We start from the raw sequence: 24,194 nt of genomic DNA, 5'->3' as shown, positions 1-24,194 counted from the left end.
CCTGAAGGGCGGCCACTCCGTTGGGGGTGGCCGCCCTTCGGCGTGCCCGGTGCCCTTGAGGCGTGCTCAGTGCCCTTGCGGGACGAGGTAGGCCCGCAGGTGGTGCAGCCGGGTGTGGTAGTCCGGGTGCGAGGTGAGCAGCTTGGCGAGCGGGCTCTGCGCGACCGGTACCCCGCCGTTGCGGGCGGTGAGCGCGGCCTGGACCCGCTGCTCCTCGTGGTGCATCTTCTCCAGGACCGCCGCCAGCATGGGCGCGAAGCCGAGGCCCGCCGCGTGCTGGTCGGCCCGCAGCTCGGCCCGCCGGCCGACGGCGGCGAGCGCGTAGGGCATGCCGAGGACCAGCAGCGGCAACCCGTACAGGGAGGTCACCGTGACGAACGCGACGGCGCTGACGAATCCGCCGAAGACGAGGATGCCGAGGCAGGAGAAGGCGCGCGAGACCTTGAACAGCACGCTGGTCACGCCCCGCAGCAGCCGCCAGGCGAGCCGGCCCGGCAGGGCGTACCAGTAGCCGAGCAGCCCGGCCCAGGCGTGGCCGCCGACGTGGTGGCCGAGTTCGTGCGCCATGACCGCGGCGAGTTCGCCGTTGGGCAGCCGGTCCATGGCGAACCGGGTGACGCCCACGATGTGCCCGGCCGCCGCGACCGCGTTCAGACGGTCGCTGTCCTCGACCCACAGCTCGTAGGTACGGCCGTCCACCCCGGCCCGGGCCGTGACCTCCCGCCAGACCGGTTCGAGTTTGGCTCGTTCTTGTGGAGTGGGGTAGCGCAGCCGGAGCACATGGCGCGCGAGGGCGCTTTCGGTGGGCCGGTGGAAGATGAGTGCGCCGCTGGCGAGCCAGGCCAGGATCACCAGGAACCCGAGGCCGCCGAAGAAGAGCGAGACCAGGCCGACGACGAAGAGGCTGCCCAGGAAGTTCGGCAGGTGCAGCAGCAGGCTGCCGACGGCCGTGGCGTCGGTACGGCGCTGCTGGGCGGCGAGGTGGACACGGCCGTGGTCGGTGCTGATGTGATGCGGGTGCCGCGGATCGTGCGGGTCCCCGTCGGCCGTCCCGGCCCCCGGCGGCAGCGGCGGCATGGGCGGCACGGGCGGGAGAGGCGGCACGGGCGGCGGAGGGACGGAAGGCACCGGCGCGGGCGCGGCGGCGGGCGCGGCCTGCGGTGGCCCGGCGTACGACGGGTGGGCCGCGGGCGGTGGAGACGACGGGTACGCCGGTGTCGGCCGGCCGGGCAGCGGACCGGCCGGCTGCTGCGGGTAGCGGGGTGGCTCGGGATACTCCGGTGCGGCGGGCGGGTGGCTCATGCTGGATTCCTTCGATGGGTGGGGACGGCGGCCGGCCGGTCAGCCGATCAGCAGGGACGCGGGCACCAGGACCGTGCCGGCGCAGAACGCGATCAGGCCGGAGCGGATCCACTGGTGCTTACGGGCGGCGATCACGCTGTTCGCGGTCAGCGAGGCGAGCAGACCGGCGGTGGGATCGCGGACGGTGTCGTCGAGCGCCGCCTCCAGCCGGCCGGTGCGGGCGGCCTGCCGGATGTCGCCGAAGTACGACAGCGGCTGCCCCGGCGCCCAGGCTCCCGGGCGGTAGCGCGGCAGCACGGCGAGCAGCAGGGCCAGCAGCGAGAGGACCAGGCAGACGATCCCGGCCCACCACAGGACGGTCCCGGCGGCGGAGAGCCGGTCCGGCGACCAGCTCCGGCCGGCCAGCAGGCCGCTGAGCAGCCCGGCGGTCATGGCGAGCGCGGCGACCAGCACGGATGCCTTGCTGTCGGCCCGGGCTATCTCGGTGCGCAGGTCGGCGAGCAGCCGCTCGCACAGCCGCACCCGGGCGAGGGCCGGGTCGGTGGAGCCGTCCGGAGGACCGGTCACGGTCATCCGGCGGCCCCGCCTTCGCCACCGGGGTCCCCGGCCCCCGGGCCGGCGTCCGCCGGGGATGCCTGCGGGGGCTGGTCCGGCGTGCCGGCGGGGTGCCCGGGCGGCGGCGGTACGACCGGGGGCACGCTCGGCGGCAGCGGCGGTGCGGTCGGCACCGTGCCGTACCCGGGCGGCGGCTGCCAGCCGGACGGCGGAGGCACGGCCGGCATGGGCGGCGGACAGGGACCGCCGGCCCGGACCGGATACGGCGACCCGGGTACCGCGGCCGCCGTCGGTGCACCGGCGAACGGGGGCGCCGCCGCGTACGGCCCCTGCGGCGGGGCGTACGACGGCGGGCCGTACGGGGCCTGCGCAGGGGTGTACGGCGCCTGGAGCGGCGTGTACGGGGCGTGGGGCGCGGCCTGGGGCGGGACGGACGGGGTCTGTTCGGGGGCTGCCGGCGGGTCGTGCGGGGGCTGCGCGGAGGCTTCCCGCGCGGCCGGCGCGGGCTGCTGTCCCGCGGCCGGGGGGAGGGCCTCCGTGGCCGCTTCCCCGCCCTCGCCCCCGGTGTCCGCCGGAAGTCCTTCCGTACCGCCCGCCGGCATCGGGCCCGGCGCCGGTCCGCTTCCCGGCTCCGGGGCCGACGGGATCAGCGGCGGGTCCTGGGCCACGCCGGGCAGCCGCTGGTTGAGGATGTCGGTGAACGTGCGCAGGGCGAGCTGCTTGGGGCCCTCCAGTTCGAACTTCTCCGCGTTGTCCCCGGCCAGCAGCTCCTTCACCAAGCCCAGCTGCGCCTGGATCATGCGCAGCTGGTCCTCCCGCATGGCGGTCATGACCAGGCCGGTGTCCTCGGGGTGCTCGGCGAGGTGCAGCGCCCAGGCGGAAACCCCGCCCTGCTGGAGGTGCCACTGGTAGAAGGCCACCTTCTGGGCCTCGTACTGCTGCATGGCCAGGGCGTGCTGGGCCTGCTGCACGGCGAGCTGGTGCTGCTGCGCGCCGTACAGCACGGCCTGTTCCTGCTGCCAGTGCTGCTGCTGGAGGGCGAGTTCCTGGTGCCGGCGGCCGTAGACCAGGGCCCGTTCGATCTGCAGCCGGTCCTGCTCGCGGGCCCGGTGGTCCAGCTCGGCGTCGACCTCCACCCCCCGCTGCGCCACGCGGACCTGCTCCGCGGCGGAGTGGTCGATCGCCTGGAGCCGCTGCTGGTGCTCGATGTCGGCCTGGTCCCGCCGCAGCCGCAGGGTCCAGGTGACCTGGAGACCCACGTCCGCGCCCAGCGTGCCGAGCGCCTCCAGGGCCGTCAGCAGCTCCCGCTCGGCCGCCGCGCTGTCGGCGATCGCGAAGCGGCGGGACACCGGCCGGGCCGCCTGCTGGAGCAGGCCGGCGAGCAGCCCGGGCACGTCCCGGTGGCCGCTCCGCACGAACAGGGCCGGGTCCAGCACCTGCCAGGAGAAGTCGACCTCGGCCGTGAACTCGAACGCGTCGTTGTCGCTCGGCAGGGTGAACGTGCCCGTGAAGGGGTGCACGCCCATGTCCACCTCGTACACGGCCGTGTAGCGGTGGGCGACGATCTCGCTCCGGGTCGGGCGGCGCGGCGGGAGGTACGCGTCGTAGCCGCCCTTGGGGGTGGCGAACACCAGCGCGTGGTCGATCCGGACGACGTGCTTGAGCGAGAACTCGAAGCGGGACAGCTGCCGCACGGTGAGCACCGGGTCGGACAGCCGGGTGTGCCGGTCGGCCGGCTGCTGCCACTCGGGCGGGCGGGTGAAGCTGGACATGGGCGGGTCTCCTCGGGGACGTGCTCGGGACGTGCGCGCGCACGGACCGTCAGCGGGGCGGAAGCGTGGTCAGCAGCCGGGCCGCCACCAGCGGTGGCGGTGCGCCGTCCCGGCCGGGCATCGTGCGCAGCAGATGGCTCAGGCGCTGGTACTCGGTGGGCGTGGTGACGAGCCGGGGCAACAGGGCGGCCAGCGCCCACTCGGTGCCGGGCGACCCGTCGGCGGTCAGCACCCAGTCACCGAGGCGTTCGAGCGCGGAGCGGGTGGTGTGCCGGTCCGCGAGCGCCCGGCGCCACAGGAAGGCGAGTCCGTCGGCGGCCTGCCCGCCCGCGGCGGCCGCGTCGGCGTACCAGGCGAGGACGGTCGGCCGGCCGGCCGGGTCGCCGTCCTCCTCCCGGTGACGACAGGCGTTCACGAAGGCCGTCAGCGTGAGCGCGTTCACCGCGGGATCGTCGTCGAGGTGCGTCAGCAGCTCCTTGAGGACCTGGTCGTGCGCGGGGGAGAGCAGCAGCAGCGCCACCGCGTCGGACAGCTCGCCCGCCATCTCCGGGTCGAACTCGTCGGGTTCGGCGGAATCGGCGTACAGGCTGCGGGCCGCCTTGCGCAGCGCGGCGAGCGCCTGGCCGGGCAGCTCCGGGCCGATCAGGGCGTATGCCCGCGCGGCCACCCAGCGCAGGGCACGGTCGTCGTCGCCGGACCAGTCGTCCAGGATGCGGGGGATGTTGGGGGTGCCGACCAGGTGGGCGAGGGTGAGCGAGTTGACCGCGACCAGCCGGTGCCGGAACAGGCGTGAGGTGGCCCACGGCTTGATGACCAGGGCCATCGCGGAGGGCAGATCGGTGCGGGCGAGGACGGCGACGGTGGCGGCGGCGCGGGTGCGCACCAGCGGGCGGCCGTCGTCGGCGAGCCGGCGCAGCCACTCGATCAGCGCGGGCCGGGCCGATGGATGGCCCGTCCACACCAGGCGCAGCAGCACCAGGGGGACCCGCTCGTCGAGGAACTTCGCCTTGAACTGGGTCACCGGCCCCCACTCGGTGTGCTCGTCGTCCTCGTAGCCCTCCGCGCGGGCCAGTTGGAGCCGCTTGTCGATGTGGGTGCCGAAGACGGGGACCTCGGCGGGCAGGCCCGGGTGCTGGGTCTTGAGCAGGAAGCGGTACAACAGGTCGCTGAGTTCGGCGGTCAGGGCGTACGGGCCGCCGTCGAACGCCGCGAGGGCCACGAGGAAGGCCTTGTCCCGCAGATGGAGCGTGCTCTCGTCCTCCTCGAACCACTCCTGGACCTGGTTCTCCAGCGAGACCCGAGAGAACGCCGTGACCTGCTCCTCGGTCGCCTCTCCGGAGGCGTACCGGGCCAGCAGCCGGGCGAAGCCGGCCGTCTCGCGCAGCCGGTGGCGGCGGGCCAGGAAGTCGCCGGCCGCCGGGAGCCGGAGCAGAGCGGCGGCGGTGCCGTCGTCGACGTGGGTGCGCAGATGCGCGGCCAGCACCTCCGCCCCGGCCGGCGGCTCCCAGCGGACGGCCGTCACGTCCTCCAGTACGGCGGTGTGACCCACGGTGATCACCAGGTACGCGTCCTGCTCCGCGAGCCGGTCGCGGGCGGCCAGCAGATGGGGTTCGCGCAGCGGTTCCCCGCGCCGGGTGGCCAGGTCGCCCAGCACATAGCCGCGGGCCTGCCGCTCGCCGGTGCCGGTGAGCCGGTCGGCGAGCGAGCCGGGGGCGGTGTCCCGGTCGAGGACGTGCACGGGGACGGCGCCGAGCCGGTGCAGCAGGACCAGCGCCGCCGTCCGGCGGCCGGAGAAGCGGGCGCCGGACAGCACCAGGACACGGTCGCGGCGCAGCCGGTCCAGCAGCTCCTCCACGGTCTCCTCGGCGGCGGTGAACGACGCGTCCAGCCGTTCCAGCCGCTGCGGGGGCACCTCGCCGGAGACGGCGGCCGGGCCCAGCAGGCCGGCGAAGCCCCAGTGGTGCACCTCGGTCTTGCCGCCCAGGAACACGTCGCCGGTGATCTGGTTGCCGGCCAGGTTGTTCTGGTCGCCGTGGACCGTGCCGCCGCCGAACCGGGTCCGGTCGCCGATGTTCATGGTCCGGGGGCTGTGGTCGACCAGGTCGCGCCGGGCCGTCCAGACGTCCTGCGGCTGGTCGCGCTCCTCGGTCTCCTCGCCGGTACCGGCGGTCTGGGGCTGCTCCGCCTGCGCCTCGCCCGCCGGCGCGTCGGGGGCGGGGCCGGGCGGGGAGCCGGGGCGTTCCGCCTGGGCTTCGCTCACGCGTCCTCACCCCGTTCGCGGCGCCGGCCGCCGCCCAGGCGGACGTCGCCGGTGATCTGGTTGCCGGTCAGGTTGTTCTGGTCGCCGTGGACCGTGCCGCCGCCGATCGTCACCGCACCGCCGAAGTAGGGGCCCTGCGCCGGGGCGCCCCGGCGTCCCTGCGGTGCCGCGGGGACCGTGGCGGCGGGGTCCGGCGCGGGAAACGGCGCCGGGCGGTCCCCCGATCCGCCCGGCGCCTGCCCCTTCCCCCTGTCACCGTGGTCCATGGCGGTGCCCGGGGCGGCGCCGGACGTCCCGTCCGCCGCCGTGCCGGGTACCGGTCCGTACAGCCAGGCCGTGAGCGGGCCGTTCTTGCTCGCCACCGACACCGGGTGGAAGCCGTCGGCCGGCACGCCCGGGTGGTCGTGCCGCACGACTCCCGCGTACAGGGCGTCCGAGACGCACAGCGCGAAGTCGTCGGCCCGCTCGCGCAGGGCGTCCCGCAGCACCTCGGCGTCCAGCAGCCGGCAGGCGTGGTTCAGGTCGGAGCCGACCCAGCCGCCGTGCTCGTCGATGCCGACGAAGCCGCCGGCGACCACCCCGCGCAGCCGGATCTGCGCCGAACTGGACGCCATGCGGTTGACCGACCGCAGCTGGGCCGGGACCTCGGTGAGCAGGGCCCGCAGCAGCGCGGTGACGGAGGCGTTGGCGTCGATCAGCTCCATCACCGAGTCCCCCCGGTCGGCCCGCAGCCGCAGCGTCTCGTCGATGTCGGCGCTGCGCAGCGCGCGGTCCGTGATGTCGTAGAGCATGCGGCGCAGGTAGGCCTGCTCGACGTCGTCCCGGTGGCTGAACCTCTCGATGTCCAGCAGCAGGATCGTGCGGTTCACGGGGTCGGTCATGGCGGCCTCTCGGACGGGGGTGGTGTGCAGGGCAGCAGCGTGCTGCCCGGGAGGCCGCGGTGGTGAGGGCGGATGACGCACACCGACTGTGACCGTGTGCACAGAACGGCGACGGGGACGCGTGGGACGGCGGGGCCGGACAGCCGGGAGTGCCGGAAACGAGGGCGGGGGCGGCAGTCGGGAAGGGTGTGGGCTGGGCGGCGGGGGAGGTTGGGGGTGGGAGGGTGTGGGTCGGGCGGCCGGGGGGCTGGGAGCGGGAGGGCGCGGGCCGGGCGGCGGGGGAGGCCGGAGGTGGGAGGGCGTGGGCCGTGCGGCCGGATAGCCGGGAGCGGGACGGCGAGGGTTGTACGGCTGGGGAAGCCGGGAGCGGGAGGGCGTGGGCCGGGCGGCTGGGGAGGTCGGGAGTGGGGCGGTGTGGGTCGGGCGGCCGGGAGAGCCGAGAACGGGACGGTGTGGGCTGTACGGCCGGGGAAGCCGGGAGCGGGAGGGTGTGGGCCGTGCGGCCGGGGAAGCCGGGAGCGGGAGGGCGCGGGCCGGGCGGCCGGGGAGGTCGGGAGTGGGGCGGTGTGGGTCGGGCGGCCGGGAGAGCCGAGAACGGGACGGTGTGGGCTGTACGGCCGGGATAGCCGGGAGCGGGACGGCGTGGGCCGTACGGCCGGGGAAACCGGGAGCAGGGGGGCGTGGGCCGGACAGCCAGGGGGAGCCGGCGCGCGACGGCGGCTCAGACAGCGGGATCACCGGGGAAACGTGATGGCGAGGGGCGCAGCAGGGGCAGCGGGGGCGTCCGGGGCGCGGGCAGCGGGGACGTAAGGGACGCGAGCCCGGCAGGGGCCGGGCAGCCGGGTTGTCCGGGAACCGCGACGCGGGGGCCGGACAGCCGGCATCTGCCGGGGAGTGGTGCCGTAGGGAGCCGGGGCGGGCGGGGACGTCAGGGCGGCGCCGGAAGGCCGGGGGCGCGGCGGGGGAGCCCGCGCCCCGGAGGCTCAGTCCTCGCGCGGGCCCGGTGGGGACGGGATCGCCGGGGAGGGGAGGGCCGCCGTGATGCGGCGCAGGATGTCCGGACGGCGGATGAGGAGGGCGCGGCGGCCGGTGACCACCGCCTCCTTGTCGCGCAGCTCCTTCAGCAGCCGCTGCACCATCTCCCGGGAGGCGCCGACGGAGCCGGCGAGTTCCTGCTTGCTGAGCGGCACGGCCAACTCGATGCCGCCCGGGACGCGCCGGCCGTGGCTGCGGGCGAGGTCGAGCAGCAGGACGGCGAGCCGTTCCCGTACGTTCATCGACGCGAACTCCAGCCGTCGCCGGTCGGCCGCCCGGGTGCGGTCCGAGGTGAGGCCGAGCAGAGCGAAGGAGGCGGCGGGGGAGCCGTTCAGGAAGGCCCGGAACCGCTCCCGCTCGACGGCCACCGCGCGGACCCGCTCCAGCGCGGTGACCGTGGCCGAGCGCGGCCGTCCGGTCAGCGCGGCGGACTCCCCGATGATGTCGCCGGGCCCGCGCAGGGCGAGCAGCGCCTCGTAGCCGTTGGCGGCGGAGGCGGTGACCTTGGTCCAGCCGTCGACCAGGAACAGCACGTGGGAGGAGGGTTCGTGCTGGTGGAGCAGGATCGTGCGGGCTCCGAAGGAGAGCGCCATGCCGAGGTCGAGCAGCGCCGAACGGTCCTCGCTCTCCAGCCGGGCCAGGAACGGAACCCGGTCCTCCAGACCGCCGTCGTCCGGCGAGTACGCCGTCGTCCTTGCTGTCATGCTCATCCCCCGGGAGTCCGCGGACGCATCAACGTACTGAACACGCAAGACCACCGAGTCGCGAAGAGCGCGTTTCGGCCACTCTCGGCCCGCCGGACAAGCCGGGCGAATGTCAAGGAGGGAGGTGGAGAGTCCGGCGTGTCGCAGCGCACTCCATTTGTTTTGACCGAAGTCCGTGAGGTAGGTACGCTCAGACCTTGTGCCTGGGGTGTGCCCTGGCTCCTGTGCGTGCCTGTGAACCGTACGGCGAGTCATGAGCGGCCACCGTAATCTGCGCTTCTTCCCGTCTTGCGGCGGGAGTCCCGCGGGTTCGACACACCCGACCGCGTGGGTCGGCGACGTTCCAGGTTAGCTGTACCCATCGGCACACAGAAACCGGAGAAGTAGTGCCTACGATCCAGCAGCTGGTCCGCAAGGGCCGGCAGGACAAGGTCGAAAAGAACAAGACGCCCGCACTCGAGGGTTCCCCCCAGCGTCGCGGCGTCTGCACGCGTGTGTTCACGACCACCCCGAAGAAGCCGAACTCGGCCCTCCGCAAGGTCGCGCGTGTGCGTCTGACCAGCGGCATCGAGGTCACCGCTTACATTCCGGGTGAGGGACACAACCTGCAGGAGCACTCCATCGTGCTCGTGCGCGGCGGCCGTGTGAAGGACCTGCCGGGTGTTCGATACAAGATCATCCGCGGTTCGCTCGACACCCAGGGTGTCAAGAACCGCAAGCAGGCTCGCAGCCGTTACGGCGCCAAGAAGGAGAAGTAAGAATGCCTCGTAAGGGCCCCGCCCCGAAGCGCCCGGTCATCATCGACCCGGTCTACGGCTCTCCTCTGGTGACCAGCCTGATCAACAAGGTGCTGCTGAACGGCAAGCGCTCCACCGCCGAGCGCATCGTCTACGGCGCCATGGAGGGCCTGCGCGAGAAGACCGGCAACGACCCGGTCATCACGCTGAAGCGCGCTCTTGAGAACATCAAGCCGACCCTCGAGGTCAAGTCCCGCCGTGTCGGTGGCGCCACCTACCAGGTGCCGGTCGAGGTCAAGCCCGGCCGCGCCAACACCCTGGCGCTGCGCTGGCTGGTCGGTTACTCCCGCGCCCGTCGCGAGAAGACCATGACCGAGCGTCTCCTCAACGAGCTTCTCGATGCCTCCAACGGCCTCGGTGCGGCCGTGAAGAAGCGCGAGGACACCCACAAGATGGCCGAGTCCAACAAGGCCTTCGCGCACTACCGCTGGTAGTCGCTACCCACATCGAGACCGAGAGAAGACTGAAGCCTTATGGCTACCACTTCACTTGACCTGGCCAGGGTCCGGAACATCGGGATCATGGCCCACATCGACGCGGGCAAGACGACCACCACCGAGCGGATCCTGTTCTACACCGGTGTGTCTTACAAGATCGGTGAGGTCCACGACGGCGCTGCCACCATGGACTGGATGGAGCAGGAGCAGGAGCGTGGCATCACGATCACCTCTGCTGCCACCACCTGCCACTGGCCGCTGGAGAACGTCGACCACACCATCAACATCATCGACACCCCGGGGCACGTCGACTTCACCGTCGAGGTGGAGCGCTCCCTGCGTGTGCTCGACGGTGCCGTGACGGTGTTCGACGGCGTCGCCGGCGTTGAGCCGCAGTCCGAGACCGTGTGGCGTCAGGCGGACCGCTACGGCGTTCCGCGTATCTGCTTCGTCAACAAGCTCGACCGCACCGGTGCCGAGTTCCACCGCTGTGTCGACATGATCACCGACCGTCTGGGCGCGCAGCCGCTGGTCATGCAGCTGCCGATCGGCGCCGAGGCGGACTTCAAGGGTGTCGTCGACCTGGTGACGATGAAGGCGTTCGTCTGGTCCGCCGAGGCCACCAAGGGCGAGATGTACGACATCGTCGACATCCCGGACACCCACACCGAGGCTGCCGAGGAGTGGCGCGGCAAGCTGCTCGAGGCCGTGGCCGAGAACGACGAAGAGATCATGGAGCTGTACCTGGAGGGCGAGGAGCCTTCCGTGGAGCAGCTGTACGCCGCGATCCGTCGTATCACCATCGCCTCCGGCAAGGGCACCGGCACCACGGTGACCCCGGTGTTCTGCGGTACCGCGTTCAAGAACAAGGGCGTCCAGCCCCTGCTCGACGCGGTCGTGCGCTACCTGCCGTCCCCGGTCGACATCGAGGCCATTGAGGGCCACGCGGTCAACAACGCGGACGAGGTCGTCAAGCGCAAGCCGTCCGACGAGGAGCCGCTGTCGGCGCTGGCGTTCAAGATCATGAGCGACCCGCACCTCGGCAAGCTCACCTTCGTCCGCGTGTACTCCGGCCGCCTGGAGTCCGGCACCGCCGTGCTGAACTCCGTCAAGGGCCGCAAGGAGCGCATCGGCAAGATCTACCGCATGCACGCGAACAAGCGTGAGGAGATCGAGTCGGTGGGCGCCGGCGACATCGTCGCCGTCATGGGCCTGAAGCAGACCACCACCGGTGAGACGCTCTGCGACGAGAAGAACCCGGTGATCCTGGAGTCCATGGACTTCCCGGCGCCGGTCATCGAGGTCGCGATCGAGCCCAAGTCCAAGGGTGACCAGGAGAAGCTGGGTGTCGCCATCCAGCGTCTCGCGGAGGAGGACCCCTCCTTCCAGGTGCACACCAACGAGGAGACCGGCCAGACCGTCATCGGCGGTATGGGCGAGCTTCACCTCGAGGTCCTCGTGGACCGCATGAAGCGCGAGTTCAAGGTCGAGGCCAACGTCGGCAAGCCGCAGGTGGCCTACCGTGAGACGATCCGCAAGGCCGTCGAGCGCGTCGACTACACCCACAAGAAGCAGACCGGTGGTACCGGTCAGTTCGCGAAGGTGCAGATCGGCATCGAGCCCCTCGAGGGCGGCGACGTCTCGTACGAGTTCGTGAACAAGGTGACCGGTGGCCGCATCCCGAAGGAGTACATCCCTTCGGTGGACGCCGGTGCGCAGGAGGCCATGCAGTTCGGCATCCTCGCCGGCTACGAGATGACCGGTGTCCGTGTCATCCTCCACGACGGTGCCTACCACGAGGTCGACTCCTCCGAGCTCGCCTTCAAGATCGCCGGTTCGCAGGCCTTCAAGGAGGCCGCGCGCAAGGCCAGCCCCGTGCTGCTCGAGCCGATGATGGCCGTCGAGGTCACCACGCCCGAGGACTACATGGGCGAGGTCATCGGCGATATCAACTCCCGCCGTGGCCAGATCCAGGCCATGGAGGAGCGGGCCGGTGCCCGCGTCGTGAAGGGCCTCGTGCCCCTGTCGGAGATGTTCGGCTACGTCGGCGACCTCCGCAGCAAGACGTCGGGTCGCGCAAGCTACTCGATGCAGTTCGACTCCTACGCCGAGGTTCCGCGGAACGTCGCCGAGGAGATCATCGCGAAGGCCAAGGGCGAGTAACGCACCGCGTTAACACGCCGTAGGCTTGACTCCGGAGCCTCCAGGGGCAAACGTCCGCAATCGTGAGCGTTTGCCCCGGGTTCCGGGCCTTTACAGCAAAGATCACCTGGCGCCGATGAAGTAAGGCGTACAGAACCACTCCACAGGAGGACCCCAGTGGCGAAGGCGAAGTTCGAGCGGACTAAGCCGCACGTCAACATCGGCACCATCGGTCACATCGACCACGGTAAGACGACCCTCACGGCCGCCATTACCAAGGTGCTGCACGACGCGTACCCGGACCTGAACGAGGCCACCCCGTTCGACAACATCGACAAGGCGCCCGAGGAGCGTCAGCGCGGTATCACCATCTCCATCGCGCACGTCGAGTACCAGACCGAGGCGCGTCACTACGCCCACGTCGACTGCCCGGGTCACGCGGACTACATCAAGAACATGATCACCGGTGCCGCGCAGATGGACGGCGCGATCCTGGTGGTCGCCGCCACCGACGGCCCGATGCCGCAGACCAAGGAGCACGTGCTCCTGGCCCGCCAGGTCGGCGTTCCGTACATCGTCGTCGCCCTGAACAAGGCCGACATGGTGGACGACGAGGAGATCCTGGAGCTCGTCGAGCTCGAGGTCCGTGAGCTCCTCTCCGAGTACGAGTTCCCCGGCGACGACGTTCCGGTCGTCAAGGTCTCCGCGCTCAAGGCCCTCGAGGGCGAGCAGGAGTGGGTGGACTCCGTCCTCAACCTGATGAACGCCGTCGACACCGCCATCCCGCAGCCGGAGCGCGACGTCGACAAGCCGTTCCTCATGCCGATCGAGGACGTCTTCACCATCACCGGTCGCGGTACGGTCGTCACCGGCCGTATCGAGCGTGGTGTCCTCAAGGTCAACGAGACCGTCGACATCATCGGCATCAAGACCGAGAAGACCACCACCACGGTCACCGGCATCGAGATGTTCCGCAAGCTGCTCGACGAGGGCCAGGCCGGTGAGAACGTCGGTCTGCTCCTCCGTGGCATCAAGCGCGAGGACGTCGAGCGCGGCCAGGTCATCATCAAGCCGGGCTCGGTCACCCCGCACACCGAGTTCGAGGCGCAGGCCTACATCCTGTCCAAGGACGAGGGTGGCCGCCACACGCCGTTCTTCAACAACTACCGTCCGCAGTTCTACTTCCGCACGACGGACGTGACCGGCGTGGTGACCCTCCCCGAGGGCACCGAGATGGTCATGCCGGGTGACAACACCGAGATGAAGGTGGAGCTCATCCAGCCCGTCGCCATGGAAGAGGGCCTGAAGTTCGCCATCCGTGAGGGTGGCCGCACCGTGGGCGCTGGCCAGGTCACCAAGATCGTCAAGTAAGTTCCGCTTGCTTGAGGGTCAGCATCTGACCTGAGGGGAGGCCCGTACGACTCCGGTCGTACGGGCCTCTTCCGCTTTTCCGCCCGCTCGGTCCACCGCTCGCTCGAAACTATTCGGTGCGTCCGACCCGTTCCCCGGTGCCGTCGTCTCGCCCACTATTTGTCATGCCGCTGAGCAAATAGGGACGCGTGGGGAAGTGGAGGAGTGCCGTATGTCGTCTGCGCACGTCAGCCGTAGGACGGTTCTGGGCGGGACGGTTCTGGGCGCCGGGCTGGCCGCCGTGTCGGGACCGGTGGCGGGGGCCGCGTCCGGATCGGAGCCCGGGTCCGGGGCGGGTCCCGGGGGAGGGCTGCGGGTGACGGACCCGGGGTCGTACATCTCGTTCACGGGCGGGGTGTTCTCCCTGGTGGGCGCGCCGGTGGTGGTCAGCCAGGACGATCACCCCGGAGTCGTACGGGTGGCGGGGGATCTGCGGGACGACCTCGCGCGGGTGACCGGCGTGCGTCCGGGTACGACGATCGGCCGCTTCCCGGTGCTGGTCGGCACGATCGGCCGCAGCCCGCTGATCGACGGCCTGATCCGGTCCGGCAAGCTCGACGTGAGCGGCGTGCGCGGCCGGTGGGAGACCTCGCTCCAGACGGTCGTGGACCACCCGATGCCCGGGGTGGAGCGGGCGTTCGTCATCGCGGGCAGCGACCCGCGGGGCACGATCTTCGGGGCGTACGACGTCTCGTACGGCATCGGCGTCTCGCCCTGGCACTGGTGGGACGATGTGCCGCCGACGCGGCGCGAGGCGGTCTGGGTGAAGCCCGGCCGCTTCACCCAGGGGACCCCGGCGGTGAAGTACCGGGGCGTCTTCATCAACGACGAGAACCCGGCGCTCGGCACCTGGGCCCCGGCCTACTTCGGCTCCGGAAAGGCACCGGGGTTCCCCAACGGCTTCAACGCCGACTTCTACGCGAAGGTCTTCGAGGTCCTGCTGCGCCTGAAGGGCAACTACCTCTGGCCGGCGGTCTGGGGCCGGGCCTTCGCCGAGGACGACCCGGAGAACCACCGCAGGGCCGCCCAGTACGGGATCGTCATGGGCACCTCCCACGAGGCGCCGATGATGCGCGGCATCGAGGAGTGGAACCGGCACGCGGGCTCGGGGTCCGACCCCTACGGGGGCACGGGCGAGTGGTCCTACCGCCGCAACCCGGAGGCGATCCGCGCGTACTGGCGGGCCGGCATCCAGCGGATGGTCGACGAGGGCTTCGAGGGCGTCGTGACCCTCGGCATGCGCGGCAACGGCGACACCAGCCTGCCCGACGGCGACGGCATCGAGCTGATGCAGGAGATCATCGCCGACCAGCGCCGCATCATCGAGGAGGTGACCGGGAGACCGGCGGCCGAGACTCCCCAGGTGTGGACCCTCTACAAGGAGGTGCAGCGCTACTGGGACCGGGGTCTGCGCGCCCCCGACGACGTCACCGTGGTCCTCACGGACGACAACTGGGGCAACATCCGCAAACACCCGGACGGCCCCCGCGCCGGCGGCTACGGGCTGTACTACCACTTCGACTACGTCGGTGCGGGCCGCAACTACAAGTGGGTCGACACCGCGAACCTCCGCAACGTCTGGGAGCAGCTCCACCAGGCGCACGCCTACGGCAACCACGGCCTGTGGGTGGTCAACGTCGGCGACCTGAAGGGCAACGAGCTGCCGACGGAGTTCTTCCTGAACTACGCCTGGGACCCGGACCGCCTGCCCCTGGAGCGCCTCGGCGAGTGGGAGGAGCGCTACGCGGCGCAGAACTTCGGCGAGGCGCAGGCGGCGGAGATCGCGTCGCTGCTGGCGGAGTACGGCCGGCTCCAGGCCCGCCGCAAACCGGAGCTGCTGAACCGCCGGATCACCCTGTCCGGGGACCGGATCGTCTACGACGACCAGCAGACCCCGTACTACTTCGCGCACCGGGAGCTGGAGCGGGTCACCGAGGAGTGGCGGGAGCTGGGCCGTCGCGCCGAACGCGTCGAGCGCAGGCTGCCGGAGCGGCTGCGGGACGCGTGGTTCGAACTGGCGGGCTACGAGGTGACGGCGACCGCGAACCTGTACGAGCTGCGGCAGGCGGAGTTCACCAACCTGCTGTACGCGGCGCAGGGCCGGGCCGCGGCGAACGAGCGCGCGGCCCGGGCGGAGGCGGGCCTCGCCCGCGACTTCGCCCTCGCCGACCGCTTCAACTCGCGCGTCGCGAACGGCAAGTGGCAGGGCTTCCAGACCCAGCCGCACATCGACTACGGCGACGTCGACCGCTACGGCCCGAACGCGCCGTGGCAGCAGCCGGAGAAGGACAACGTGGCCATACCCGACGTGCTCTTCCCGGCCGTGCGGCGCATCGAGGTGCCCGAGGCGGCGGAACTGGGCGTGTCGGTGGACGGGGCGGAGGACAAGGGCGAGTGGTGGCCCGGCGGCGCGTCGGGGGAGGCCGTCCTGCCGCCGTTCAGCCCGTACCAGACCCGGCCCCGCCAGTACGTGGAGATCTTCAACCGGGGCCGTACGCCGTTCCCCTACGAGGTGTCGGTCTCGGCCCCGTGGCTGCGGGTGGACCGCCCGCGGGGCCGGGTGGAGAAGCAGGTCCGCCTGGAGGTGGAGGTGGACTGGTCCCGGGCACCCAAGGGGCGCGCGGAGGCGACCCTGACGGTGCGCGGCGCGGGCGCGTCGGTCGCGGTCCGCTGCGTGGCGGAGCGCCCGTCGGGCGTGCGGGCGCGGGGCTTCGTGGAGGCGGGTAGTTACGTCGCGATCGACGCCGAGCACTACGACCGTGCGGTCGGCCGGTGGCGCCGTATCGACGGCATCGGCCGCACGGGCGCGGGCGTGACCCCGTGGCCGGTGACGGCTCCCCGCCAGACCCCCGGGGGCTCCAGCCCCCACCTGGAGTACGAGGTGACGCTGCTGTCCGCCCCCGCCGAGGTGACGGTCTGGGCCCACCTGTCCCCCCGCAACCCGGCCCTCCCCGGCATCCAGGGCCTGCGCTACGGCATCTCCCTGGACGACGGCCCGATCCGGACGGTGGACATCACCGAGGGCGCGGACGACGGCGCGCTGAACACGGTGTGGGCCCGCCACACGTCGGACAACATCAACGCGACGGCGACGCGCCACACCGTGTCGAAGCCGGGCGTCCACCGCCTGAGGTTCTGGATGGTCGACCCGACGGTGGTGGTCCAGCGACTGCTGATCGACACGGGCGGGCTGCCGGAGCTGTACCTGGGTCCGCTGGAGAGCCGGCGGGTGTAACGGGCGGAGCGGGGAGGGGTCGTTGGCGCGGGACGGGTCTGGCGGGGAGTGCTCAGGCTTCGAGCGAGGCATTCATGGCTTCGTCGAGGGTGGCACTCGACTCTCTCAGGGCGTCCTGCGCCACGACAGGGTCTTCGAAGCCGTTCGTACTATCAGCGATGCCTGGCCGGTTGAACGACGGTGCTCATCCCTTTTGGCATAGCCTCGCATCGAGTTCACGCTAGTCGGTACGGTTGCTTGCAGCAGCTGTCCGGATACCGAGCGGCGGGGGCGGGCCGTGGCTGGGGGCGAGGTCACCTTTGGCGAGTTCATCGCCAAGTTACGTACGCGCAAGGGCTGGTACCAGCGCGATCTCGCTGCCGAGGCCGGCCGGAGCGAGGAGTGGGTGTCCGGGGTCGAGCGGGGCCTGATCCCGGTCCGCAACATCGAGATGCTCACCCTGCTCGCACGCGTACTCGGCACGACCCTGGAAGAACTGCTGGCCCACCCTCGGCCCGCGCGGGTCGTGTCCAGTCCGCCTCGACGAAAGGCCAGCTCCGCTAGGCTGACGCCCAGTCCGGCTGCCGAGGAGGATGACGACGAGGTGCGACGCCGTGAACTGCTGGCTGCCGCCGCTGCCGCCGTCTTCACGCCGGTCGTCGGCGCCCAGCCGGCCGCCGCGCGCCCGACCCCGCTGGCTCCGCTGGAAGACCTGCTGCTCTACGGCACCGCCGGCATCCCAGGCCGGCGCGAGCCCGCTGCCGCCTCGGTCCAGTCCTCGATCATGACCGCACGTCAGAACTTCCGCGCGGCCCGCTACGACGCCCTCGCCCAGGCCCTTCCGGGGTGGATCGCCGCAGCTCAGAGCACCGGGTCTGCCGAGGAGTCGGCCCGGAACGTGGCCGCGCTCTACAACATCGCGGTCCGGCTGTGCATCAAGATCGGTGACAACGGGCTGGTCGCCATCACCTCGGACCGGGCCCTGACCGCCGCGCGGGCGGGCGGCGACGGCCTGATCATCGCCGAAGCCCAGCGCATGGTCTCAAGCGCCTGGCGGCGCCAGGGCCACCTGAGCCGGGCCGCCGATATCGTGGTCCGCGCCGCCCACGACCTGCAGCGCGACGCACGCGTCCCCGAGTCGGCCCGCCTGGCCGCCCGAGGTGACCTGTTCGCCACTGCCGCGTACACCGCCGCGAAGCTCGGCGACCGCTCCTACGCGCACTCGCTGATCGCCGAGGCCGCCGACAACGCCCGCGCGGCCGGCCGGGCCTCCGGCCAGGTGGACGCCATCCAGGGGGTTGCCCTGCACCACCTGTCGGTGCACTACGAACTCGGCGACTCCGGGCAGGCGATCGAGCTGGCCCGCACCATCAACCCGGCCGCACTGCCGACCGCCGAGCGCCAGGCCCGGTTCTTCACCGACGTGGCCCGAGTCTTCGACCAGTGGGGCAAACCCGAGCAGGCATTCCGCGCCCTGCTGGCCGCCGAGCAGGCTGCCCCGCAGGAAATCCGCCGCAGCGCGGTTCGCGAGGTCGCCACGGACTTGCTCCGCCACGACCGCTCGCTGCCCGGCATCCGCGACTTCGCCGCCCGATCCGGAGTGCAACTCGGCTGATGCGTAATCGGCTTACGGACCCGTAATCCGATTACGGATCTGGTCTTCGCCCAGGCCTTTCACTGGGGACACCCGCTCCCGTCCCCGCTGACGAAGGCCCTCGTATGCCGACGAACAGCCCTTCCGCCCCGGCCGTCTGCTGCCCGCCCTTCCGCGACCGGCTCGGCGACTTTCTGATCGCTTCCTGGGCGGTGCCGCACGTCCCCGTGCTCGTGCTGCTCGGGCTGGTCGCCCACCAGGCCGAGCCGGCCACGCCCTCGGCGGCCCTGGCCACCATCCCGGACCTGCCCCCGGTCCAGGTCCGGCACCTCTTCACTCGCTCGTCCGAGAGGGGAACAGCCATGCACAATGTCACCGGAGTCCCCACGATCAGCGCCGAGTTCCCGCGCGCGGACTACCGCACCACCCCCGGGTACTACTTCGAGACCGAGAGCGTCACCGACCCGGTCGTGCTGCACCTGCTCGATCTGTGCCCGACCGTGTTCGGCCTCAAGAAGGCGGTGGCCGACCTGCTCGCCGGCCGGAACGGGATCGCCCTGCCCGCCTCGGAGGGTGTCATCGAGCCCGGCGCGACCGTCCGAGGCGAGGTGATCGTGGCGGCTGGAGCCGTCATCGCCGAGGGCGCGTTCGTCACCGGCCCCGTGCTGGTCTGCCCCGGTGCGGTGATCGAGGCCGGTGCCCGGGTGCGGGACCACTCCGTCATCGGCCCCGGCTGCCGGATCGGCTTCGGCGCCGAGGTCACCCGTTCCCTGCTGGTCGGTGGCGTCTTCATGAAGCACACCAGCTTCGTCGGCGATTCCGTCCTCGGGCTGGGCGTCAACATCGGAGCCTTCGTCTCCACCACGGGCCTGCGGGTCACCTCCGGCCCGGTCACCGAGCCGGCCACCGAGGAGGTGTGCGCCTACCTGGACGGGCACCGCATCGCCACCGGCCAGACCAAGTTCGGCGCCGTCGTCGGCGACGGCGTCATCATCCCGGCCGGCACCGTCCTGCAGCCCGCCACCCTGATCGGCTCCCACACCGTGCTTTACCCCAAGAGCCAGGTCGGGGGCTTCTTTCCTGCTGGAAGCCAAGGAAGGTGACCATGAGCGAGCAGCCCAACCTGCCGTCCACCACCGACTCCCGTGCAGTTCACATCACCGGCGGCCACCGCGTGGAGGGCACGGTGACGGTCCAGGGCAGCAAGAACATCGCCCTGCACCTGTATGCCGCCGCCCTGCTCGTGGACGAGCCGCTGACCCTGACCGGTGCCCCGGAGATCCTGGACACCCTGGTCTGTGCGGAGATCCTGAACCACACCGGCACCCCGACCAAGGTCGTCGGAGACCGCTTCGAGACCACCCCGGCTGCCGCCTGGTACCCGGTCATCCCCGACCGGCTCGGCCGCCGCGTCCGCACCACCGCCGTGATGGCCGCCGCCCTGCTCGCCCGCGCCGGACAGGTCAGCTTCCCACCGCCGGGCGGTGACGCCTTCTGCCGCCGCCTGATCGACCGCCACCTCGTGGCGATGGAGGCCGCCGGCGCCACCGTGGCCGTGACCGGCACCGAGGTGAAGGCCCGCATCGCCGGCTGGGGCCAAACGCCCTTCACCACCGACGTGAACACCCGCTTCTGGGGCCCGAGCCTGGGCGCCACCGTCACCGCGATGCTGCTGGCCGCCCGGACCCGGGGCACATCGACCATCCTCAACCCCAGCGTCGAACCGGAGGTGCTGGTCACCGCCTCGGTGCTGACGGCCGGCGGGGTCGGCATCACCTGGGAGGGCGCCGCCGCTCTGCACGTCACCGGCTCCGACCGGATCACCGGAGGCGCCTTCCAGGTTCCGCCGGACCGGCTGGAGGCCGCCACCCTCGCCCTGGCCGCCGCCATCACCGGCGGTACGGTCCAACTCGACAACTTCCCGACCACCGAGTTCCCCACCGGTCTGGTGGCCGTCCTCGCCGACGCCGGGATCGAGCTGGCCCCGGTCAACGGCGGAACCCTCGCCCGCTGCCCAGCCGGCCCGAGGGCCGTGCACATGGCCACCGGCCCCCACCCCGCCTTCCCCACCGACATGCAGCCCCAGCTGACCGCCTTCCTCACCCAGGCCCCCGGCACCTCAAGGATCGAGGAACGCGTCTACACCGACCGCACCACCCACATCGGCCCGCTGCGGGCCCTCGGCGCCGCCGTCAACACCGACGGCGCCACGATCACTGTCGGCGGCCCCGCCCCGCTGGCCGCCGCCGACGTGGCCGGGGAGGACATCCGGGCGGCCACCGCCGCTGTGATCGCCGCCCTCGCGGCCGAGGGCACCTCTACGATCCGAGGCATGTACCACCTGCGACGCGGCTACGGCACCCTGCTGCCCAAACTCGTCTCGCTCGGTGCCAAGCTGACGCTCGATCAGGAGTTGCCGTGACCGCCTCGTGGAAACCCGCCCAGCTCGCCGACCTGCGCGAGTGTCTGGAGCTGATGACCGCCGACGGGACCGTGCCCGGCGGCGTCATCGCCCACGGCACCCTCGACGGGGATCCCGGCTTCCTGACGGCGGGGGTCGTCGCACCCGAGTGCGGCGACGCCCGCCCCGGTCCGGACACCGTCTACGACGTGGCCTCCCTGACCAAGGTGGTCGCCACCTGGCCGCTCATCGGCACCACCGGCATCGACCTCGAAACCCCGGTCCGGACCTTCCTGCCCACCGTCACGGCCGAGGCGCCGGGTGGTCAGGTGACGGTCGGCCAGACCCTCGCCCACACCACCGGGCTGCGGCCCGACACCCGCCTTGACCAGTACCGCAACCGGACCGAGGACCTCGCCGCCCTGATCTGCGGCGAGGACCTGATCGCCTGCCCCGGCGCCGGGCACCGCTACATCAACCGCGGGTTCATCCTCGCCGGCCTCCTCCTTGCCCAGGTCACCGGCCGCCGCCTGGACGAGCTGGCCGCCGACCTGTGGAACCGGCTCGGCATGACCAGCACCGTATACGGGCCGATCGGCCGATCCAGCCGGGTCGCGCCGACCGAACAGCGGCTCGCCGGGGCCCCTCGGCTGTGGGGTATCCCGCATGACGACAACGCGGCTCTGCTGGGCGGCGTCGCTGGACACGCGGGCGTCTTCACCACCGCCGCCGACCTGGGCACCTACGCGACCGCCCTGCTGGCCGGGCACCGCGACGGCACCGAGTTGGGCCGCTGGCTGGCCCGCAGCATCGTCCCGCAGACCGCGATCGAGCCGGGCCTGGACCGGGGCCTGGCCTGGATCCTCACCGGCGACGGCCGGGTGGCCTACCACCACGGCTTCACCGGCACCAGCCTCTACCTGTCCCCGGCCACCGGCCGCTACCTGGTGATCTGCACCAACGCGGTCTACCACCACCAGGACAACCGCACCCGCCTCGCGCCCTTGCGGAACCTCGCCCTCAAGGCGATCACCACTGAACCCTAGGCCGGCACCCCTGACCTCCCTGCGGCTACGACCAGGCGGACCGGCCGGGACTGGTACTCCACTTCCAGCTCACGTCCGGACTGCCTTCATGGCTTCGTCGAGGACGTCGCTCAGTTCTCTCAAGGCATCCTGCGCGACGACGGGGACTCGTGTTCCAGGTTGCTCTGGGCGTGGGCGTAGCGGGAGGAGAGGTCAGGACGGCGGGCGATCTCGATGTCCCTGGCCCACATGAGGACCCAGCTCTGCACCGGGCTCAGGGACTGCCACTCGACCGCTTTGGCGAAGGCGTCGTCCTTCGTGGCCTGCATCTCCTCGAGGCGGTCGGGAGCCACGACGGTGAGGGCCGCGCGGAGGGCATCGGGAGTCGGCGCGGGGCGGGGGAGCAGTTCGTGCCCGTGGTCGGCTCGCGTGTTCACGTCGGCCGGTCGTAGAGCGGCAGGCCCTGGGTCGGGATCGTCCAGTCGGCGATCGTCACGTCCTCGCCGTAGACGAAGTCCTTCCGGGTGGCGTAGCGCGGGCCGGCCGGGGTGGGGTGGATGTCGGTGAAGACGGCGCCGGTGCCGGTGCGCGGATCGAAGACCGCGTAGACGGGGATGCCCATCAGGGCGTAGTCGCGGACCTTGCCCACCCAGTCGTTGTCCGGGTTGGAGCGGGAGACGACCTCGATGGCGGCGAGGACGGTACGGGGGTCGATGGAGCCTTCGGTGTCGAGGTCTTTCCAGGCGATCACCGTCATGTCGGGGTGCCGCAGGATCGCCTCGGGCTCGGCCTCCACGTCCGGGGTGCCGTTGTGCGCCAGCAGCTCGTCCGGCATGACCTTCTCCAGGCGTCTCCGGAGAAGCGCTCGCGTCAGCTCGTGGTGGCCGTTGGGGGAGATCAGGTCGTGGACGATTCCTTCCCCGGTGATCTCGAACTTGCCGGGGAGGGTGTCGTCCATCGAGTGGAGGGCATCGCGCATGGCCCGGTAGCGGTTGGGCGTCACCTTACGCGGCCTCCAGCACGTTGGTTCGGCAGTCGTGGCAGTGGCCGGGCTCCGGGGAGCGGAAGGCTCGGTCGCAGGTCTCGCATGTCTGGAGGGGGTGGCGGGCCGGCGGGGGTGGTTCGGGGGTGCGGTACGGCGGGAGGGGCGGGAGGCCCGTCGTCAGGCGGTGGGCCAGGAGGGCGGCCGGGCGGGTCAGGGGTTCCGGTGGGAGGCCGGTGGTCAGGGCCTCCCGTACGGCCGTGGGGGTGAGGTCGCGTTCCAGCCAGGCCGCGACCCCCGGCGCCAGGTGTTCGGCCTCGGTCGCGGAGAGGAGCAGGCGGGGGTCCCTGCGGCGCAGGCCGGCGAGGACGTCCGTGGCTGTGCGGAGCAGGGCGGGGGAGGGGTACGCGGGCTTCGGTACCGCCGGGAGGGCCGTACGGCGGGGCTGCTGCTGGCGCCGACGGGGTGCGGGTGGTTCCTCGGCGCGGCTGCCCGGCTGGTTGCAGGAGATCGTGCGGGTGACGATCCGGCCGCCGGGGACGCGGGTGCGTTCGCGGCGCAGGTAGCCGTGGGCCTCCAGCTCCCGCAGGGCCGCCGCGATGCGGATCGCGCCCTCGGGGAACCGCGCGGCGAGGGTCTTGATGTCGACGCGGGCGCCGGGCGGCAGCGACTGGATGTGGCACGCCAGGCCGATCGCCAGGAGCGACAACTCCGCGTGCTGGACCAGATGGTTGCCGATCACCGTGAAGCGGGTGGTGTGGCGGGTGTGATCGTGGACGAGTCCGCCGGTGTGACGGCCCCGGTTCGGGTGGTTGTTGGCGGTAACTCGGGACTGGGTGCGCGCAGGCGCGCTAGGGTCTTCGATATCCATCGGGAAGTTTGTGCCTTCCTCGGTGGTCAGGCCCTCGCATGGGAACGCTACTCCCGGCGAGGGCCGACTCATGTCGGCGGTGCTGTCGCGCTGAGCGTAGGACAGGCAACCCGCCCCAAATCCAGCCAAGTTGGCGATGTTCACCCAGGCGAGTGAGTTTGCGCCGTGGGCGGGAGGGGTGGGGCTTGGCGGGGTTCTTTCACCCCGGTGTTCCTTGGGTAATGACCGCCCGCCTCACCGGAGCACGGTCCGCCGGGTCCCGGTGCGCGAGGGTCACCTCGGCCCAGACCGTCTTGCGCGGGCGACGGCCCACGGCCACGCCCCACTTGTCGGCCAGGGCCTCTACGAGGAGCAGTCCGCGCCCCGATTCCCCGTCCTCGCTCGGGGGCGTCAGCCGGGGGAAACGGTCGTCGCGGGTATCGGTGACCTCGATACGGAGCGTGTGGCCCACGACGTAGAGCAGCAGTTGGAAGTCCCGGCCGGGCACGCGACCGTGCGTGACGGCGTTGGCCGCCAGCTCGGCGATGATCTGTGTCACCTGCTCCACCGGCAGCCCCCACGACCGCAGATGCTGTTCGGCGAGCAGCCGGGCGAGTCGGGCACCGCGGGGTGTGGGGGACAGCCGGATGTCGAAGGTGGGGATGTGGCCGGTGGGGTGGTTTTCAGGGGCACCCATTTCTTGGTTCACATCACTGAGCGTGGCGAAGCCTGCTTCCGTAAGGGAGTGACATCGCCTGTACGTACAGTAACTGTCTCCCGTTTTGTCTCGGCTGTCTTGCCTGTCCCAGGCGTTGTACGGGTAATGCTGCGCG

Annotated in this window: 18 protein-coding genes and 1 pseudogene; 9 read left to right on the top strand and 10 right to left on the bottom strand. The window is 71.8% G+C overall.

Annotation, left to right across the window (positions count from 1 at the left end):
• Positions 1-66: 66 nt before the first annotated feature.
• The 6 genes from ACZ4W9_RS02215 to ACZ4W9_RS02190 all read right to left on the bottom strand — a co-directional run bounded on the left by ACZ4W9_RS02215 (position 67) and on the right by ACZ4W9_RS02190 (position 8,509).
• Complete coding sequence (locus ACZ4W9_RS02215; protein ID WP_467932565.1) at positions 67-1,302, bottom strand: M48 family metalloprotease; 1,236 nt, start codon at positions 1,300-1,302, stop codon at positions 67-69.
• Positions 1,303-1,341: 39 nt separating this feature from the next.
• On the bottom strand, positions 1,342-1,875 hold the full coding sequence (locus ACZ4W9_RS02210) for a Pycsar system effector family protein (RefSeq protein WP_467932564.1): 534 nt from the start codon (positions 1,873-1,875) through the stop codon (positions 1,342-1,344).
• The gene (locus ACZ4W9_RS02205) at positions 1,872-3,629 is read right to left on the bottom strand and encodes a hypothetical protein (protein ID WP_467932563.1); all 1,758 of its coding nucleotides are present in this window, start codon (positions 3,627-3,629) and stop codon (positions 1,872-1,874) included. The genes ACZ4W9_RS02210 and ACZ4W9_RS02205 overlap by 4 nt, the downstream gene beginning before the upstream one ends.
• A 49-nt stretch (positions 3,630-3,678) precedes the next feature.
• The gene (locus ACZ4W9_RS02200) at positions 3,679-5,889 is read right to left on the bottom strand and encodes a thioesterase domain-containing protein (protein WP_467932562.1); all 2,211 of its coding nucleotides are present in this window, start codon (positions 5,887-5,889) and stop codon (positions 3,679-3,681) included.
• The gene (locus ACZ4W9_RS02195; RefSeq protein WP_467932561.1) at positions 5,886-6,770 is read right to left on the bottom strand and encodes a hypothetical protein; all 885 of its coding nucleotides are present in this window, start codon (positions 6,768-6,770) and stop codon (positions 5,886-5,888) included. The genes ACZ4W9_RS02200 and ACZ4W9_RS02195 overlap by 4 nt, the downstream gene beginning before the upstream one ends.
• 983 nt (positions 6,771-7,753) lie before the next feature.
• Positions 7,754-8,509, bottom strand: coding sequence for a Crp/Fnr family transcriptional regulator (locus tag ACZ4W9_RS02190; RefSeq protein WP_467932560.1), 756 nt, complete (start codon positions 8,507-8,509; stop codon positions 7,754-7,756).
• Positions 8,510-8,895: 386 nt separating this feature from the next.
• Here ACZ4W9_RS02190 and rpsL point away from each other — a divergent pair, with 386 nt between their 5' ends.
• From rpsL to ACZ4W9_RS02145, 9 genes are all read left to right on the top strand, one after another.
• Positions 8,896-9,267: a 30S ribosomal protein S12 gene (gene rpsL, locus ACZ4W9_RS02185; RefSeq protein ID WP_003948652.1), complete on the top strand. Its 372-nt coding sequence runs from the start codon at positions 8,896-8,898 to the stop codon at positions 9,265-9,267.
• A gap of 2 nt (positions 9,268-9,269) precedes the next feature.
• Positions 9,270-9,740: a 30S ribosomal protein S7 gene (gene rpsG, locus ACZ4W9_RS02180; RefSeq protein ID WP_003998848.1), complete on the top strand. Its 471-nt coding sequence runs from the start codon at positions 9,270-9,272 to the stop codon at positions 9,738-9,740.
• A gap of 39 nt (positions 9,741-9,779) precedes the next feature.
• The gene (fusA, locus tag ACZ4W9_RS02175; protein WP_467932559.1) at positions 9,780-11,906 is read left to right on the top strand and encodes an elongation factor G; all 2,127 of its coding nucleotides are present in this window, start codon (positions 9,780-9,782) and stop codon (positions 11,904-11,906) included.
• Between the two features lie 156 nt (positions 11,907-12,062).
• Positions 12,063-13,256, top strand: coding sequence for an elongation factor Tu (tuf, locus tag ACZ4W9_RS02170; RefSeq protein ID WP_467932558.1), 1,194 nt, complete (start codon positions 12,063-12,065; stop codon positions 13,254-13,256).
• A 211-nt stretch (positions 13,257-13,467) separates the two neighbouring features.
• On the top strand, positions 13,468-16,530 hold the full coding sequence (locus tag ACZ4W9_RS02165; protein ID WP_467932557.1) for a glycosyl hydrolase 115 family protein: 3,063 nt from the start codon (positions 13,468-13,470) through the stop codon (positions 16,528-16,530).
• A 277-nt stretch (positions 16,531-16,807) separates the two neighbouring features.
• Positions 16,808-18,124 carry a helix-turn-helix domain-containing protein gene (locus tag ACZ4W9_RS02160; RefSeq protein WP_467932556.1) on the top strand — a complete coding sequence of 439 codons (1,317 nt, stop codon included), beginning with the start codon at positions 16,808-16,810 and terminating at the stop codon, positions 18,122-18,124.
• A 104-nt stretch (positions 18,125-18,228) separates the two neighbouring features.
• Entirely contained in the window at positions 18,229-19,206 is a 978-nt protein-coding gene (locus ACZ4W9_RS02155; protein ID WP_467932555.1) for an LbetaH domain-containing protein, read from the top strand.
• A gap of 2 nt (positions 19,207-19,208) precedes the next feature.
• Positions 19,209-20,525: a UDP-N-acetylglucosamine 1-carboxyvinyltransferase gene (locus tag ACZ4W9_RS02150; protein WP_467932554.1), complete on the top strand. Its 1,317-nt coding sequence runs from the start codon at positions 19,209-19,211 to the stop codon at positions 20,523-20,525.
• Positions 20,522-21,550 (top strand): serine hydrolase domain-containing protein, encoded by a 1,029-nt coding sequence (locus ACZ4W9_RS02145; protein WP_467932553.1) that lies wholly within the window; start codon positions 20,522-20,524, stop codon positions 21,548-21,550. Before ACZ4W9_RS02150 ends, ACZ4W9_RS02145 begins: the two co-directional genes overlap by 4 nt.
• Positions 21,551-21,619: 69 nt before the next feature.
• On the opposite strand, the pseudogene ACZ4W9_RS02140 reads toward ACZ4W9_RS02145, so the two are convergent.
• The 4 genes and pseudogenes from ACZ4W9_RS02140 to ACZ4W9_RS02125 form a co-directional block, all read right to left on the bottom strand.
• Positions 21,620-21,966: pseudogene (locus ACZ4W9_RS02140) on the bottom strand (hypothetical protein).
• Positions 21,963-22,508, bottom strand: coding sequence for a Uma2 family endonuclease (locus tag ACZ4W9_RS02135; RefSeq protein ID WP_467932764.1), 546 nt, complete (start codon positions 22,506-22,508; stop codon positions 21,963-21,965). The pseudogene ACZ4W9_RS02140 and the gene ACZ4W9_RS02135 overlap by 4 nt, the downstream one beginning before the upstream one ends.
• A gap of 25 nt (positions 22,509-22,533) precedes the next feature.
• Positions 22,534-23,382, bottom strand: a complete 849-nt coding sequence (locus ACZ4W9_RS02130) for a helix-turn-helix domain-containing protein (RefSeq protein WP_467932551.1) — start codon at positions 23,380-23,382, stop codon at positions 22,534-22,536.
• Positions 23,383-23,581: 199 nt separating this feature from the next.
• On the bottom strand, positions 23,582-24,058 hold the full coding sequence (locus tag ACZ4W9_RS02125; RefSeq protein ID WP_467932549.1) for an ATP-binding protein: 477 nt from the start codon (positions 24,056-24,058) through the stop codon (positions 23,582-23,584).
• Positions 24,059-24,194: the final 136 nt, after the last annotated feature.

The organism is Streptomyces sp. NPDC029296 (assembly GCF_055569255.1).
Note: the sequence above shows the minus strand (reverse complement) of the source record. Positions and strands in the feature narration are given on the sequence as shown.

Coding starts and splice junctions, on each gene's coding strand:
- ACZ4W9_RS02215 (WP_467932565.1), bottom strand. CDS start 1,302: ATGAGCCACCCGCCCGCCGCACCGGAGTATCCCGAGCCACCCCGCTAC.
- ACZ4W9_RS02210 (WP_467932564.1), bottom strand. CDS start 1,875: ATGACCGTGACCGGTCCTCCGGACGGCTCCACCGACCCGGCCCTCGCC.
- ACZ4W9_RS02205 (WP_467932563.1), bottom strand. CDS start 3,629: ATGTCCAGCTTCACCCGCCCGCCCGAGTGGCAGCAGCCGGCCGACCGG.
- ACZ4W9_RS02195 (WP_467932561.1), bottom strand. CDS start 6,770: ATGACCGACCCCGTGAACCGCACGATCCTGCTGCTGGACATCGAGAGG.
- ACZ4W9_RS02190 (WP_467932560.1), bottom strand. CDS start 8,509: ATGACAGCAAGGACGACGGCGTACTCGCCGGACGACGGCGGTCTGGAG.
- rpsG (WP_003998848.1), top strand. CDS start 9,270: ATGCCTCGTAAGGGCCCCGCCCCGAAGCGCCCGGTCATCATCGACCCG.
- fusA (WP_467932559.1), top strand. CDS start 9,780: ATGGCTACCACTTCACTTGACCTGGCCAGGGTCCGGAACATCGGGATC.
- ACZ4W9_RS02165 (WP_467932557.1), top strand. CDS start 13,468: ATGTCGTCTGCGCACGTCAGCCGTAGGACGGTTCTGGGCGGGACGGTT.
- ACZ4W9_RS02155 (WP_467932555.1), top strand. CDS start 18,229: ATGCCGACGAACAGCCCTTCCGCCCCGGCCGTCTGCTGCCCGCCCTTC.
- ACZ4W9_RS02150 (WP_467932554.1), top strand. CDS start 19,209: ATGAGCGAGCAGCCCAACCTGCCGTCCACCACCGACTCCCGTGCAGTT.
- ACZ4W9_RS02135 (WP_467932764.1), bottom strand. CDS start 22,508: ATGCGCGATGCCCTCCACTCGATGGACGACACCCTCCCCGGCAAGTTC.
- ACZ4W9_RS02130 (WP_467932551.1), bottom strand. CDS start 23,382: ATGGATATCGAAGACCCTAGCGCGCCTGCGCGCACCCAGTCCCGAGTT.
- ACZ4W9_RS02125 (WP_467932549.1), bottom strand. CDS start 24,058: ATGGGTGCCCCTGAAAACCACCCCACCGGCCACATCCCCACCTTCGAC.